General features: G+C 68.1%; 16 protein-coding genes. All 16 read right to left on the reverse strand.

All coding sequences use genetic code 11. From position 1 onward, the window contains the following. Nucleotides 1–8: 8 nt before the first annotated feature. The 16 genes from Pth03_RS23580 to Pth03_RS23655 all read right to left on the reverse strand — a co-directional run bounded on the left by Pth03_RS23580 (nt 9) and on the right by Pth03_RS23655 (nt 13,796). Nucleotides 9–407: a DUF2550 domain-containing protein gene (locus Pth03_RS23580; RefSeq protein WP_203946545.1), complete on the reverse strand. Its 399-nt coding sequence runs from the start codon at nt 405–407 to the stop codon at nt 9–11. 19 nt (nt 408–426) lie between these two features. Continuing rightward, on the reverse strand, nt 427–828 hold the full coding sequence (locus tag Pth03_RS23585; RefSeq protein ID WP_203946546.1) for a F0F1 ATP synthase subunit epsilon: 402 nt from the start codon (nt 826–828) through the stop codon (nt 427–429). 92 nt (nt 829–920) lie between these two features. Further along, nucleotides 921–2,348 (reverse strand): F0F1 ATP synthase subunit beta, encoded by a 1,428-nt coding sequence (gene atpD, locus Pth03_RS23590; RefSeq protein ID WP_203946547.1) that lies wholly within the window; start codon nt 2,346–2,348, stop codon nt 921–923. 1 nt (nt 2,349) lies between these two features. Further along, complete coding sequence (locus tag Pth03_RS23595) at nt 2,350–3,252, reverse strand: F0F1 ATP synthase subunit gamma (RefSeq protein ID WP_203946548.1); 903 nt, start codon at nt 3,250–3,252, stop codon at nt 2,350–2,352. Nucleotides 3,253–3,255: 3 nt separating this feature from the next. Further along, nucleotides 3,256–4,905, reverse strand: a complete 1,650-nt coding sequence (atpA, locus tag Pth03_RS23600) for a F0F1 ATP synthase subunit alpha (RefSeq protein ID WP_203946549.1) — start codon at nt 4,903–4,905, stop codon at nt 3,256–3,258. 24 nt (nt 4,906–4,929) lie between these two features. Next, nucleotides 4,930–5,739, reverse strand: a complete 810-nt coding sequence (locus tag Pth03_RS23605) for a F0F1 ATP synthase subunit delta (RefSeq protein WP_203946550.1) — start codon at nt 5,737–5,739, stop codon at nt 4,930–4,932. 51 nt (nt 5,740–5,790) lie between these two features. Beyond that, nucleotides 5,791–6,339 (reverse strand): F0F1 ATP synthase subunit B, encoded by a 549-nt coding sequence (locus tag Pth03_RS23610; protein WP_203946551.1) that lies wholly within the window; start codon nt 6,337–6,339, stop codon nt 5,791–5,793. 28 nt (nt 6,340–6,367) lie between these two features. Then, nucleotides 6,368–6,592, reverse strand: a complete 225-nt coding sequence (gene atpE, locus Pth03_RS23615) for an ATP synthase F0 subunit C (RefSeq protein ID WP_203946552.1) — start codon at nt 6,590–6,592, stop codon at nt 6,368–6,370. Between the two features lie 65 nt (nt 6,593–6,657). Next, on the reverse strand, nt 6,658–7,446 hold the full coding sequence (gene atpB, locus Pth03_RS23620; protein ID WP_203946553.1) for a F0F1 ATP synthase subunit A: 789 nt from the start codon (nt 7,444–7,446) through the stop codon (nt 6,658–6,660). Nucleotides 7,447–7,581: 135 nt separating this feature from the next. After that, nucleotides 7,582–7,824, reverse strand: coding sequence for a hypothetical protein (locus Pth03_RS23625; protein WP_239119308.1), 243 nt, complete (start codon nt 7,822–7,824; stop codon nt 7,582–7,584). 36 nt (nt 7,825–7,860) lie between these two features. Then, nucleotides 7,861–8,283: a Cg1360 family ATP-synthase-associated protein gene (locus Pth03_RS23630; RefSeq protein ID WP_203946554.1), complete on the reverse strand. Its 423-nt coding sequence runs from the start codon at nt 8,281–8,283 to the stop codon at nt 7,861–7,863. 116 nt (nt 8,284–8,399) lie between these two features. After that, nucleotides 8,400–9,803, reverse strand: coding sequence for an MraY family glycosyltransferase (locus Pth03_RS23635; protein WP_203946555.1), 1,404 nt, complete (start codon nt 9,801–9,803; stop codon nt 8,400–8,402). Nucleotides 9,804–9,860: 57 nt separating this feature from the next. Beyond that, a complete protein-coding gene (glyA, locus tag Pth03_RS23640) occupies nt 9,861–11,144 on the reverse strand; it encodes a serine hydroxymethyltransferase (protein WP_239119309.1) in 1,284 nt (427 codons plus the stop codon). Between the two features lie 90 nt (nt 11,145–11,234). Continuing rightward, nucleotides 11,235–11,621, reverse strand: a complete 387-nt coding sequence (locus Pth03_RS23645; RefSeq protein WP_239119310.1) for a hypothetical protein — start codon at nt 11,619–11,621, stop codon at nt 11,235–11,237. Nucleotides 11,622–11,672: 51 nt separating this feature from the next. Further along, complete coding sequence (locus tag Pth03_RS23650; RefSeq protein WP_203946556.1) at nt 11,673–13,001, reverse strand: hypothetical protein; 1,329 nt, start codon at nt 12,999–13,001, stop codon at nt 11,673–11,675. 147 nt (nt 13,002–13,148) lie between these two features. Further along, nucleotides 13,149–13,796, reverse strand: coding sequence for an L-threonylcarbamoyladenylate synthase (locus Pth03_RS23655; RefSeq protein WP_203946557.1), 648 nt, complete (start codon nt 13,794–13,796; stop codon nt 13,149–13,151). Between the last annotated feature and the right edge of the window lie 343 nt (nt 13,797–14,139).

Here is a 14,139-nt window from a genome sequence, read left to right on the forward strand (position 1 = left end):
GGCAAAAGCTATACAGCGTCGAGGTGGGCGCTGGGCGGGGCGGATTCGAGCCAGGCGAGGAAGCCGGTCAGCGCGTCTTCGCTCATCGCGAGGAAGAGGGGGCCCCGCTCCGCGGAGCACTCGACCGTCCAGTAGCCCGCCGGTCCCTCTCCTGTGGTGAGCCTCCTGCGGCTGGAAACAGTGAGGCCGCGCCTCGCAATCGCGTGGCGCGGCCTCAGTCGCAGTCCGAGGAAGGGGATCCAGTGGAGTTCGCCTCCGACGTAGCGGGCTACCCCGCTCCTCCAGCCTTGGTTCCCCCGGCGTACCCGACAGATGACGCTGCCCCGGCGCCGGGCCAGGGCGACGCCGCGGAAAACAAGGAGTACGGCCACGGCGCAGACGCTCACGAGTATCGCAAGCGCCGCCATCCCGCTCTCCCTTACGAGATCAGACCTCTTCGCCGGCCGCACGCAGCCGGGCTGCGGCACGCTTGGCTTCCAGCCGAGCGTCCGCGTCTTCGTTGTCGGCCTCGATCGAGGCCTGGGCACGCTGCAGAGCGTCCTTCGCCGCCGCGATGTCGATCTCGGAGGCCAGCTCGGCCCCCTCGGCAAGAATCGACACATCATTGTTGGCGACGGAGATGAATCCTCCGTGAACTGCTGCCGCGAGGTCGCTCTCTCCCTCGCGCTTGATGCGAAGAACGCCGCCCTCGACGAGTACCCCGAGGACAGGAGCGTGTTCCGGCATAATACCGATCTCGCCGTCCACGGTCTTGGCAATCACCATGTCGGCTTCGCCGGACCAGATCTCACGTTCGGGCGATACGACGCCGACGCGAAGCTTTGCCACTTCTCAGCTCCCCCCTTCAAGGAGACACTGCCACAGGCGACCGGTACGGCCCACGCCGACCCTGGCGTGAGCCGTACCGGTGCCGAAGCCGATTAGCGCTCGAGTTCCTTCGCCTTCGCGATGGCCTGCTCGATGCCGCCGACCATGAAGAACGCCTGCTCGGGCAGGTGGTCGTACTCGCCGGCGCACAGCCCCTTGAAGGAGGCGATCGTCTCGTCCAGCGACACGAACTCGCCGGGCTGGCCGGTGAACGCCTCGGCGGCGTACATCGGGTGCGAGAGGAAACGCTCGATCCGGCGGGCACGCTGGACGGTGACCTTGTCCTCTTCGGAGAGTTCGTCGATGCCGAGGATGGCGATGATGTCCTGCAGTTCCTTGTACTTCTGCAGGATCCGCTTGGTCTCCTGGGCGACCGCGTAGTGCTCGTCTCCGATGACCTGGGGGTCCAGGATTCGCGAGGAGGAGTCGAGCGGGTCCACCGCGGGGTAGATGCCCTTCTCCGAGATCGGCCGGGAGAGAACGGTCTGCGCGTCGAGGTGCGCGAACGCGTTGTGCGGCGCCGGGTCGGTGATGTCGTCGGCGGGCACGTAGATCGCCTGCATGGAGGTGATCGAGTGTCCACGCGTCGAGGTGATCCGCTCCTGGAGCACGCCCATCTCGTCGGCCAGCGTGGGCTGGTAGCCCACCGCGGACGGCATGCGGCCGAGCAGCGTCGACACCTCCGAGCCCGCCTGGGTGAACCGGAAGATGTTGTCGATGAACAGCAGCACGTCCTGCTTCTGCACGTCGCGGAAGTACTCCGCCATCGTCAGAGCGGACAGGGCGACCCGCAGACGCGTGCCCGGAGGCTCGTCCATCTGGCCGAAGACGAGCGCGGTGTCCTTGAGGACGTCCGCCTCATCCATTTCCAGCCAGAGGTCGTTGCCCTCACGGGTGCGCTCGCCGACGCCCGCGAACACCGAGGTGCCCGAGAACTTCAGCGCGACGCGGCGGATCATCTCCTGGATCAGAACGGTCTTGCCGACGCCCGCGCCGCCGAACAGGCCGATCTTTCCACCCTTGACGTACGGCGTGAGCAGGTCGATGACCTTGATGCCCGTGGGGAGCATCTCCGTACGCGCCTCGAGCTGGTCGAACGGCGGCGACGGACGGTGGATGCCCCACTTCTCGTTGACCTCGAGCGAGGCCTTGGGCACGTCGAGCGGCTCGCCCAGGGCGTTCCACACGTGGCCCTTGACGATGTCGCCCACCGGGACCGAGATCGGCGCGCCGGTGTCGGCCACGGCCGCGCCGCGCACGACGCCGTCGGTCGGCTGCATCGAGATGGCCCGGACCATGTTGTCACCCAGGTGCTGGGCGACCTCGAGGGTCAGGGTCTTGGTCTCCTCGCCGAGCGTGACGTCGACGGTGAGGGCGTTGTAGATGTCCGGCATGGCCTCGACGGGGAACTCCACGTCGACGACCGGACCGGTGACGCGGGCGACGCGGCCCACGCTGGTCTCAACAGTCTGTGCGGTCATTTCACTCTTTCCCCGCTGCGGCGTCAGCCAGCGCGTTCGCGCCACCGACGATCTCGCTGATTTCCTGGGTGATCTCGGCCTGGCGGGCCTGGTTCATCTGGCGGGTGAAGACGCCGATGAGCTCGTTGGCGTTGTCCGTCGCGGACTTCATCGCCCGTCGGCGCGACGCCTCCTCCGACGCCGCCGACTGGAGCAGCGCGTTGAAGATGCGCGACTCCACGTAGCGCGGCAGCAACGAGTTCAGCACGTCACCGGCGGTCGGCTCGAACTCGAAGTACGGCGGGATCGCCTCGCCGGGCGCCACCTCCGCCTCCTCGACCTCGAGCGGCAGGATCCGCTTGACGATGACGTTCTGCGTCAGCATCGAGACGAACTCGGTGTAGACGACGTGGATCTCGTCGATCCCGTCCTCTTCCTTGAACGAGTCGATCAGCACGCCGGCGATCTCCTTGGCGTCGGCGTACGCCGGCCGGCGGGAGAAGCCCTCCCAGCGGCCGCCCATCTCGCGGCTGCGGAAGGTGTGCCAGGTGACACCCTTGCGCCCGACCACGAACGGCACCGCACGGATGCCGCGCTCCTCGAGGAGACCGCGCAGGGCCTCGGCCTCGCGCAGGACGTTGGCGTTGTAACCGCCGCAGAAGCCGCTGTCGCTGGTCACGATGAGCACGCCGGCCGTGGCCGGCTGCTCCTTCTCGCGGGTCAGCGGGTGATCGACGCTCGCGGTGTTGCTGACGACACCGGTCACCGCACGAGTGATCTCCCGCTCGTACGGCACAGCCGCCTGCATCCGCTGTTGCGCCTTCACGATGCGGGAAGAAGCGATGAGCTCCTGAGCACGGGTGATCTTGGCGGTGGACTTCACCGACTTGATCCGCCGTCTCAGCAGCCTCAGCTGGGCACCCATGCGCTACTTCTTCTCGGTCTTGCGGACGTGCTTGACGATCGTCTCCTGCCCGACTTCGCCGGCCTCGAGCGCCTCGACGGGGACATCCTTGACCAGGAGCTCGCCGCTCGAGGTCGTGAAGCCCTTCTTGAACTCGCTGATCGCTTCCTTGAGCGCCGTGACCGTGTCGTCGGACAGGTCCTTGGTCTCGCGGATGCTGTCGAGCACGCCCTTGTACTGGCTGGACAGGTACTCGATGAACTCCGTCTCGAAACGGCGGACGTCCTCGAGCGGGACGTCGTCGAGCTCACCGGTGGTGCCGGCCCACACCGAGACGACCTGCTTCTCGACGGGGAACGGGCTGTACTGCGGCTGCTTGAGCAGCTCGACCAGCCGGCTTCCGCGCTCCAGCTGGGCGCGGGAGGCCGCGTCCAGGTCGGACGCGAAGGCCGCGAAGGCCTCCAGGTCGCGGTACTGGGACAGCGACAGACGCAGCGTGCCGGCGACCTTGCGCATGGCCTTGATCTGGGCCGAGCCGCCGACTCGGGAGACCGAGACACCGACGTTGATCGCGGGACGGACACCCGCGTTGAACAGGTCGGTCTCCAGGAAGCACTGGCCGTCGGTGATCGAGATGACGTTGGTCGGGATGAACGCGGAGACGTCGTTACCCTTCGTCTCGACGATCGGCAGACCCGTCATCGAACCGGCGCCCATGTCGTCGGAGAGCTTGGCGCAGCGCTCCAGCAGACGCGAGTGCAAGTAGAACACGTCGCCGGGGAACGCCTCACGGCCCGGCGGACGGCGGAGCAGCAGCGAGACCGAGCGGTACGCGTCGGCCTGCTTGGTCAGGTCGTCGAAGACGATCAGAACGTGCTTGCCCTGGTACATCCAGTGCTGCCCGATGGCCGAACCGGTGTAGGGGGCGATGTACTTGAAGCCCGCGGGGTCGGACGCCGGGGCGGCGACGATGGTGGTGTACTCCATCGCCCCCTCTTCCTCCAGGCGGCCCTTGACCTGCGCGATCGTCGAACCCTTCTGGCCGACCGCGACGTAGATGCAGCGGACCTGCTTGTCCGGGTCGCCGGAGAGCCAGTTCTCCTTCTGGTTCAGGATCGTGTCCACGGCGATCGCGGTCTTGCCGGTGCCGCGGTCACCGATGATCAGCTGGCGCTGGCCGCGGCCGATCGGCGTCATGGCGTCGATCGCCTTGAGGCCGGTCTGCAGCGGCTGCTTCACCGGCTGGCGCTGGACCACGGAGGGGGCCTGGAGCTCGAGGGCGCGACGGCCCTCGGCCTCGATGGTGCCCTTGCCGTCCAGCGGGTTGCCCAGGGGGTCGACCACGCGGCCGAGGAATCCGTCACCGACGGGGACGGACAGGATCTCGCCGGTACGGCGGACCGGCTGCCCCTCCTCCACCTTGCTGAAGTCGCCCAGGATGACCACACCGATCTCCCGGACGTCCAGGTTCAGCGCCAGGCCACGCGTGCCGTCCTCGAACTCGACCAGCTCGTTGGCCATCGCCGAGGGCAGGCCGGAGACATGGGCGATGCCGTCGCCTGCGTCGGCGACGGTCCCGATCTCCTCGCGCGCGGCACCTTCCGGCTCGTACGCCTGGACGAAGCGCTCAAGCGCGTCCCGGATCTCGTCCGGCCGGATCGTAAGCTCCGCCATCTCTCTTTCGTCTCCCTATTCGCCTCAGCCGGTCAACCGGCGGCGGACTTCTTCGATACGTCCAGCGATGGTGGTGTCGATGAGGTCGTCTCCGATCTTGACGGAGAACCCTCCGAGCACCTCCGGGTCCACCTCGACGTTCAGGTGGACGTCGCGCCCGTACGTGGTACGCAGCCAGGCGGCGAGCCGCTGCTTCTGCGCCTCCGTGAACGGAACGGCGGTGCGCACGACGCCGACCAGGCGCTCGCGTGTCCTGGCGACGATCCAGCCGAATTCCTCGAGCGCGCTCTCCAGGCTACGTCCCCGCGGGTGAACGACGAGCTGGGTGACCAGGCGAAGCGTCGCCGGGGCGACCTTGCCGCCGATCAGGCCGGTGAGAAGCTCCTGCTTACGCTCTCCGGAAATGCCGGCGTTGCTCAGCGCGCGCCGCAGGTCGGGGTTGGCCGCGAGGATGCGGCCGAAGCGGAACAGCTCGTCTTCGACGTCGTCGAGCTTGCCCGCCGATTCGGCCTCTCCCGCGGCGGCCGTGACGCCCAGGCGTTCGAGGGCGTCCGGGACATCGCTGGTCCGCGACCACTTGGCGCGCACCGCGGCCACCACTGTCTCGAGCGCGGCCTCACCGACCTTGCCCTGGAGCAGGCCGCGGGCGGCCTGCTCCTTCTGCTCGGCGGGACGGGCCGGGTCGGACAGATTCCGGCGCAGCCCGTGCTCTCGATCGAGCAGATCGGCGACGGCGAACAGCTCCTCGGCCAGCGTGCCGAGGTCGGCGGACGCCGCGACCGCGTTGAAGCGCTCCTCGGCCTCCGCCAGTGCGGTCCTGCTCAGACCTCTCATCTGTCGCTCACCGCTCCTCGTGTCGGTCGGCCGTACCGGCCCGGCCCGGCATCAGCGGACCGCTTCCGGACGGGCCTCGATCTCCTCGAGGAACCGGTCGACGGTCCGGCGCTGACGGGCCTCGTCCTCCAGCGACTCGCCGACGATGCGACCGGCGAGCTCGACCGACAAGCGGCCGATCTCGGCGCGCAGCTGGGCGACCGCCTGCTGGCGGTCGGCCTCGATCTGGGCGTGCGCCGCCTCGACGAGGCGCCGCGCCTCGGCCTGGGCCTCTTCGCGGAGCTCTGCCTTGATCTGCGCGCCCTGCTCGCGCGCCTCTTCGCGCAGCCGGGCCGCCTCCTGGCGGGCCTCCGCCAATTGGGCCCGGTACTGCTCCAGGGTCTGCTGGGCTTCGACCTGAAGGTCCTCTGCCTTCTTGATGCCGCCTTCGATCACCTCGGTCCGCTCAGCCAGCGTCTTCTGGATACGCGGAGTGAGGATCTTGCCGACGACGAGGAAGACGACGAGGAAGGCGAAGCTGCCGACGACCAGCTCGTAAGTATGCGGGATGAGAGGGTTCTCGGCCCCTTCAGCCGCAAGAAGCGTAGCTGCGATAGCCATGGGTGCAGCCTTCCGTCAGAGTGTTACTTCAGCGGTAGATGAAAGGCGCGACAAGGCCGATGAGGGCCAGCGCCTCGGTGAGAACGAAGCCCAGCAGCATGTTCTGCCGGATGAGGTTGTACGCCTCGGGCTGGCGCGCGATTGCCTGCACGCCCTGACCGAAGATGATGCCCACGCCGATGCCGGGGCCGATGGCGGCCAGGCCGTAACCGATGGCGCCGATGTTGCCGGAGACCTCAGCGAGAACGCTCATTGCTGTTTCCTTTACTGGTCGGCCGGTGAGTCGTTCACCGGTCTGGACTACGTCAGAGTTGGTTCTCAGTGATCCGAGTGCAGCGAGCCGCCGATGTACATCGCGGCGAGCAACGTGAAGAGGAACGCCTGCAGGAACTGGATGAACATCTCGAAGCCGGTCATGGCGATCGTCATGCCCACACCAAGCACACCGAGCGGGGCGCCGAGAGGGGTGAGCTTGTCGAAGAGGAACCAGAACCCCACGGCGCTGAAGAAGGCCAGGATGAGGTGGCCGGCGAACATGTTCGCGAAGAGTCGTACGGCGTGGGTGAACGGCGCGATGATCAGGTTCGACATGAACTCGATGGGCGCGAGCAGCACGTAGATCGGCTTGGGCAGTCCCGGCGGGAACATCATGTTCTTGAAGTAGCCGATGAAGCCCTGGTGCTTGATCCCGAGATAGATCTTGATGACGTAGATCGTGATCGCGAACACGAACGGGAAGGCGATGTGCGATGCGATCGGCATCTGGATCAGCGGGATGACGCCGAAGAAGTTCCACAGCAGAATGAGGAAGAACAAGCTGAGGAGCAGCGGCATCCAACGCTCGGCGTCCTTGCCGAGGAACGGCCGGGCCACCTGGTCACGGACGAACTCGTAGCCCTTCTCACCGATGTTCTGCATCCCCCGCGGCACGAGCTGCGGCTTGGCGAAGGCGCTCCAGGCGAAAATGATCACCAGGACGGCCCCCACGACGGCGAAGAGCACCGGCTTGGTCAGCCAGGAAGGCCCACCCGCGAAGATCGGGGGAAAATCGAAGATCGATGGCCCTGGTGCCGTGAAGTCGTCGGCAAGGAGGGTCGCGGGGGTCACGTGACCACCTCGGCTACCTTCTCGGTCCGAGACGCCGGAGACATGCAGTAGTTGTTCGTCCGCTCGCTACGCTCGCGCACGGGCGTTCCCTTCAACGTGATTGATCAACAGAAGAGCGTGGGAAGCAGGCAGCGGTCAGCGGCCGTACTTCAGATAGACGAGGTAGACCGCGAGTACCGCGCCGATGATGACACCTATGGGGATGAACGCGTACACACCGGTCCAGCGGTCCAGCAACCAGCCGAGACCGCCCCACAACAGGATCCCTGACAGCAGATAGCTCGGGACCGACCAGGCGGCGTCGGCGAAGTCGCGGCCGTCGCTCTCGGGCCTGCGCTCCTGTTCGCTCATCGCGCGCACGACGATAGCAGGAGCCATGGGGACTAGTCATATCGGGCTGCCCCGCCAACGTGCTCATCGGGTGCCTCGGCCGGGGACCTCGGTGCCGGGCTCGACGTACAGCATCTTCAGTTTCATGAATCCGCGCACCTCGCCCAGGGTCCAGGCGAGCGTGCAGGCGATGACGCTGAAAGCGAACGCGCGGGGGTTGAACGCCGTGGTGTCCTGGAAAGCGGTCAGCACCGCCATGATCACGAGCACCTTCACGACGTAGCCGACGACCGCCGCCGCCATCATCGCCATGGGCGAGACACGGCCGGCCCACGAGACGACGGCCAGACCGAGGGTGAAGAAGACCCCGACCAGAATGAGACCGATCGCGGCGCCCAGCGCGCCCTTGGCTCCGGTCACGAGCGCCGCGACGATCACGGCAACGAGACCCACTACCAGGGTCGGCACGGCGGCGCCTTTTAGCACGCGCACGTCGTTGGCCTGCATCGGAACTCCATGGTCGGTTATCAAACGAGCGATTGCTACCTATAAGGTCGCGATAAGCCGCGTCCTTGTTAGTGAAAGCTATCACAAGCCCCGAGGTGCCGCCTTTACCAGCCCTTTCAGGAGACTGTGCCGGTGGTCACGTTAGCCGCCCGGGCGACGGCCGCCGCCGCGGGCCCTGACGGCAAGGGCCCTGGTGACGACGCCTGCGACTGGTTGGGGATGTGGGCGTCGGCGCCCTGCGCCGCCGGCCCGTGGGGTTCCCCGGCGACCAGGACGTCCGCCGGAGGCGAGAGCCGCGGACGGTCGGCAGACACCTGCGGATAGGGGTGGGACCGCATCGGCGACTGCTCGGGCGTGGCGGTCGCGGCCTGGGCGGGCACCTGCGTGATCGCCTTGCGATAGCGGGCCCCCTCCCGGCTCTTGCGCCAGCGGGGAAGTGCCATCAGAGACAACACGGCGACCGCGAGCACGATCGTCAGCGGGAACACGATGAGCGGGACGCCGCCGATCGACAGGCCGACGATGGTGAAGGCGAAAAGGAACGTCCACGCGTACAGGATCAGCACGCTGCGGCGGTGCGAGTGCCCGATGTCGAGCAGTCGGTGGTGCAGGTGGCCGCGGTCGGGGGAGAACGGCGACTGGCCCGCGGAGGTGCGGCGCACGACCGCCATGATCAGGTCCGTCAGGGGCAGCACCATGACGGCGATCGGAAGGACCAGCGGCAGAATGACGGGGAACTTGTTGATCCCCACCGCGCTCGGTTCGACCGACGAGGTGATGGTGATGAGCGACGTCGCCAGGACGAGACCGATCAGCATGGATCCCGTGTCACCCATGAAGATCTTGGCCGGGTTGAAGTTGTGGGGCAGGAAGCCCAGGCACATCCCGATGAGGATGGCGGCGATGGCCGCCGTCACGTTGATCCGGGAGCCGCTGCTGGTCTGGGACAGGGCCACGGAATAGGCGAACGTCGCCATCGCGGCGATGCCGACGATGCCGGCGGCCAGGCCGTCGAGGCCGTCGACGAAGTTCACCGCGTTGATCACGACCACCACGATCAGGATCGTGATGACCGTACGCAGAGTCGAGTCCAGGCTGGTGGTGCTGCCCAGGAACTGGGGCAGCGGAAGCCACTGCAGGTACATCCCGAAGTAGACCAGCAATCCGCCCGCCGCGATCTGCCCGCCGAGCTTGACCAGGGAGTCCATGCCCAGCCAGTCGTCCAGGAAGCCGGTGACGACGATCAGGCTGCTCGCGGCCAGCAGGGCGATCGCCGTCTGCCCCGCCGAGCCGCTGCCGAACGCGTGCCCCACGTACGGGAGATGCGTGGCCACCAGCACCCCGGCCGCCAGGCCGCCGAACATCGCCAGGCCGCCCAGACGGGGGATCGGCACCTTGTGCACGTCGCGATCTCGCACCTCGGGGGCCGCGCCGATGCGCACGGCGAAGATCCGGACCGGGGGGACGAGCAGGAAGGTGACCGCTGCTGCCACGAGCGCCAAGAGCAGATATTCGCGCACGGACCTAGTTTCCTGGATCGATGGGCCAAAGGTGACGGGAAATCAGCACAAACCGCCTCATTCGTCGCGGGGATATGCCGGATGAGTGACGGTCAGCCCCTTTACCCGCTGGAGCACTGACGTTATCGCACCAGGGTTGTGGACCGCGTAAGTCATGAGAGACGCGATCTCCTTCATCTCCCCCACCCCCATGCCCTGAGTGGTGACGCAGGCGGTGCCGATCCGTACGCCCGAGGTGACGGTGGGCGGCTCGGGATCGTAGGGGATCACGTTGCGGTTGAGCGTGATGCCGGCCGCCGCACAACGGCGCTCCGCCTCGGCCCCGGTCACGCCCACACCACGCAGGTCGATCAGGGCCAGGTGAGTGTCCGTGCCGCCCGACACCGGGCGCATGCCCTCGGCCGCCAGCGCCTCGCACAACGCGGCCGCGTTCTCGACGACCGACGCGGCGTACCGCCTGAAGATGGGTCGCATCGCCTCGCCGAAGGCCACCGCCTTGGCTGCGATCACGTGCATGAGCGGCCCCCCCTGGGTGAACGGGAACACCGCCCGGTCCACGCGCTGCGCCAGCTCCGCGGTGCACAGCAGCCCTCCCCCGCGCGGTCCGCGCAGCGTCTTGTGCGTGGTGAAGGTGACGACGTCCGCGTACGGCACCGCCGAGGGGATCGCCTCCCCCGCCATCAGGCCGATCGTGTGGGCCGCGTCCACCAGCAGCCACGCGCCGATCTCGTCGGCGATGCCCCTGAACACCGAATAGTCGATCAGCCGGGGATACGACGTCGCGCCACAGATGATCATCTTGGGGCGGTGGCGAAGCGCGAGCTCACGCACCTCGTCGTAATCGATCAGCTCGGTGTCGCGGCGCACGCCGTACGAGGCGACGTCGAACCACCGGCCGGAGAAGTTGACGGGGGAACCGTGAGTCAGATGGCCTCCGTGCCGGAGGGCCATCGCCAGCACCGTGTCGCCGGGCTGGAGCAGGGCTGCGTAGGCCGCGAGGTTCGCCGAGGCGCCGCTGTGCGGCTGGACGTTGGCGTGGTCGGCCTTGAACAGGGCCTTCGCCCGGTCGATGGCCAGTTGCTCCGCCCGGTCGACGACCTCGCACCCGCCGTAGTAGCGACGCCCGGGATAACCCTCGGCGTACTTGTCCGTGAGGGTCGACCCCAGCGCGGCGAGAACGGCGGGCGACGCGAGGTTCTCGCTGGCGATGAGCTGCAGGCCGCCGCGCAGCCGGGTGAGCTCGTCCAGCAGAACCTGGGCGACCTCCGGATCCTCCCGTGCCAGCTGGGAGAAATCTGGCCCGTAGAACGGCTCCGACTTGTTCATGAAATCCGCCCGCATACCGGGGACGACACTTCTCCCAATGTAAACCCCGGCCCCCCGCCACATAGGCGCTGAGCTGGTCTTTACTCAACCTGTGGCACAGGAAGGTCAGGAAAATGCGTGCGGAGCGCCCGTCCGGCCCGGCACCCAGCGCGGCGTGTCCGCTGCCTGTTCGCTGATCGACGAGAGCACGGCCTGGCGGTAGGCGGCCAGCCTTTCGCGCCACTCGGCCAGGTCGTGGACGTACCTGTCGGCCACGGGCGCGTCCCAGACGTCCCTGCTCCGCGCCTGCTCGTACGGCTCGTCCAGTGTGCCGGTCAGCTGGTCCATGACCGGGACGATCTCCAGCCACAGGTCGACGAGCCGCTGGTATGCCGGGTTGAACACCCACGTGGTCGGCTGCCCGCCGGGGCTGAGCAGATCGGTGCCGGACGGGGCAGGCGGCGTCTCGCCGGGCTGCATCGGAATCGGCGCCGGGGGATCGGCGTACGTCACGCTCGCACCTCCACTGCACGATCGGTCAACGGGCGATCCGGTCCCGGCATGTCACGGCGGCTCACGGCGGTCGTACCGCTGCCCCGCGCGCTCGTCGGCGGCGTCCGGCGCGAGCACGTCACCGTGAACGCCGAACTGCGGGGGCGGGCTCATGGATGGAGGCGCCTGCCATCCGTCCACGGGCGGATTCCCGGGAGGATTCATGGGGGGCACGTGCCAGCGATCCGCCGCCGGTGCGCTCGCCGTGCCCGGCATGCCGTACGGCTCGCCCGCTGGAGGCACCCACTCCCCCGGCGTCCGCACGAGCCCGAACGGCTGCGCCTGGCCGTCCGCGCGGGGGCGGTCGACGACCAGCCACATCATGTCGTCACCCGCGTCGCCGGACGGGTAGGAGACGACGTCGACCGGCTGGACCGACGCCGGCATCGGGATCCCGTCCCAGGTCACCGTCGTGGCACGCGGCTGGGCTGCGGCCTGGCCGTACAGGCCGGGCACGGACTCGGGAAGCGGGGCGCCGGGCAAGGGGGCTCCCAAGACGAGGTGCAACTCGCGGGCGGGCGGGGCCTGCTCCCCCGCGCCCACAGGCATCACGGCCGGGAACGCCGGTCCGGGCGAGCCGGGGACGCCGCCTGCCGTACGGTCGTCAGCCGGTTCCGCGGGGCAGGACGGGCCGGAGGCTCCCGGCGTGCCGGCCGAATCCGCTCCGGATGTTGTGGGATCGCTCGGATCGTGGGCCCTGTCGTCACGATGGCCTGTTCCCGGGCCGGGACAGGGCCTACGACGGTGTTTCCCGGGCGGGGTGACGTGTGGGCCCCGCGGGGCACCGGTCCCGCCGTGAGCTCCCTCACAGCCTCCCGGGCCCTGATCGTCTGTGCCTGGCTTGCCCGGATGATCCGTACCAGGCTTGACCGGATCGTCGGCCGGGCCCGGTGGCACCGGCCCGCCCCTACCGGGATCGGGCTTGGCAGGGTCGCGCGGAGCCGGATCCGGCTTCCCGGGGTCGCGTCGCACCGGATCGCGCTTGACGATCCTAGGACCGGCGTCGCCCGCCGGACGTCCCGTGGGCGGGGACGGTGCCCGAGGGGTCTTCACCCGGGCGACCGACACCTGGTGGCCGGTCACGAGCCGTTCGGCACCCTCGCGACGCCGTTGCCGCTCCTGCTTCTCCAGCAGGGCCAGCCGCCTGCTGACGTCCTTCACCATGTCGGAGCACTCGTCGGCCACCCATGACGGACGGTGAGTGGCCTGTACGGCGACGCCCGCGCTGCGGGTCATGTGGGATACCCGGGCGTCGAGCGCGTCCAGGCGTTTCGCCGCGTGCCGCAGATCTGCCAGCATCTCGCGGACGAGCTTCGGATCCATCCCGTCGAGCTTTGCCATGGGCATGCCTCCGCGAGCTGTCGGCAGAGATACCGGCGCAGTTCACGGTAGCCCGGGAGCCCGCTTTGCAGGAGACCGATAGCCAGACGGCATGAATGGCAGTGCCGACGGGCCGGTGATCACCCGCCGGCGGTCACTCGTCGGCGGTCACTCGTCGGTCGCGAGATAACCGACGACGCCGCGGAGCTTGTCGGTCGGGATCGCGCCCTTGCGCAGAATCCTGGGCACCGCGGTGGTGAGGTCGAGAATCGTCGACGGCACGTTGTCGGCGCACGGGCCCCCGTCGAGGTAGACCGCGACCGACTCGCCGAGCTGCTCCTCCGCCTCCGCCGCGGTGGTGGCGGGCGAAGCGCCGGAGCGGTTGGCGCTGGAGACCGCCATCGGGCCGGTCTCCTTGAGCAGGTCGAGAGCCACGGGGTGGAGGGGCATGCGCACGGCCACCGTGCCCTTGGTGTCGCCGAGATCCCACGACAGCGACCGGTTGGCGCGCAGGATCAGGGTCAGCGGGCCAGGCCAGAAGGCGTCCGCGAGGTCCTGACCGTGCGTGCCGAGGCTCTCGACCAGCGCGTTGGCGGCCCTGACGGTGCCGACCAGCACAGGAACCGGCATGTCCCTGCCGCGCCCCTTGGCGTCGAGGAGGGCGTTGACCGCAGATGGCGTGAAGGCATCGGCGCCGATGCCGTACACGGTGTCGGTGGGGAGAACCACCAGCTCTCCGCGCCGTACGACAGAGGCCGCGTCGATCAGACCCGAGACCCGTTCACCCTGATTGGCACAGTCATACCGTCGACTCACATCGCCTATCCTGCCATCCCCCGGCCGCGGTGCTCGCACCAGTTCACCAAGATCACCCCGCCCATCCCCCCCTTGGGCGTGATCATGCAGAAGTTCGAGATCAAGGCCCGCCACCAGCACGCACGCCATCCGTGATCATGCAGAAGTTCGCGGAAATGGCCCTTGACCTGCTGACTTTCAGATCGTGATCATGCAATTGCGACACGAGTCCATGATCACGAAAGCCGTCAGCCCAGGCAAGAAGGCATCTCGCCGAACTTCTGCATGATCACGAATACGGAAACCGCAGGCCGGCGGCCAATCCGGCGAACTTCTGCATGATCACCATCCGCGTCGGCGCAGG

The sequence above is a fragment of the Planotetraspora thailandica genome, assembly GCF_016863335.1.
GTDB lineage: Bacteria > Actinomycetota > Actinomycetes > Streptosporangiales > Streptosporangiaceae > Planotetraspora > Planotetraspora thailandica.

Bases quoted from the DNA above. Each gene is read 5' to 3' on its own strand.
- Pth03_RS23580 (WP_203946545.1), bottom strand. From the start codon at position 407: ATGGCGGCGCTTGCGATACTCGTGAGCGTCTGCGCCGTGGCCGTACTC.
- atpD (WP_203946547.1), bottom strand. From the start codon at position 2,348: ATGACCGCACAGACTGTTGAGACCAGCGTGGGCCGCGTCGCCCGCGTC.
- Pth03_RS23595 (WP_203946548.1), bottom strand. From the start codon at position 3,252: ATGGGTGCCCAGCTGAGGCTGCTGAGACGGCGGATCAAGTCGGTGAAG.
- atpA (WP_203946549.1), bottom strand. From the start codon at position 4,905: ATGGCGGAGCTTACGATCCGGCCGGACGAGATCCGGGACGCGCTTGAG.
- Pth03_RS23605 (WP_203946550.1), bottom strand. From the start codon at position 5,739: ATGAGAGGTCTGAGCAGGACCGCACTGGCGGAGGCCGAGGAGCGCTTC.
- Pth03_RS23610 (WP_203946551.1), bottom strand. From the start codon at position 6,339: ATGGCTATCGCAGCTACGCTTCTTGCGGCTGAAGGGGCCGAGAACCCT.
- atpE (WP_203946552.1), bottom strand. From the start codon at position 6,592: ATGAGCGTTCTCGCTGAGGTCTCCGGCAACATCGGCGCCATCGGTTAC.
- Pth03_RS23625 (WP_239119308.1), bottom strand. From the start codon at position 7,824: ATGGCTCCTGCTATCGTCGTGCGCGCGATGAGCGAACAGGAGCGCAGG.
- Pth03_RS23630 (WP_203946554.1), bottom strand. From the start codon at position 8,283: ATGCAGGCCAACGACGTGCGCGTGCTAAAAGGCGCCGCCGTGCCGACC.
- glyA (WP_239119309.1), bottom strand. From the start codon at position 11,144: ATGCGGGCGGATTTCATGAACAAGTCGGAGCCGTTCTACGGGCCAGAT.
- Pth03_RS23650 (WP_203946556.1), bottom strand. From the start codon at position 13,001: ATGGCAAAGCTCGACGGGATGGATCCGAAGCTCGTCCGCGAGATGCTG.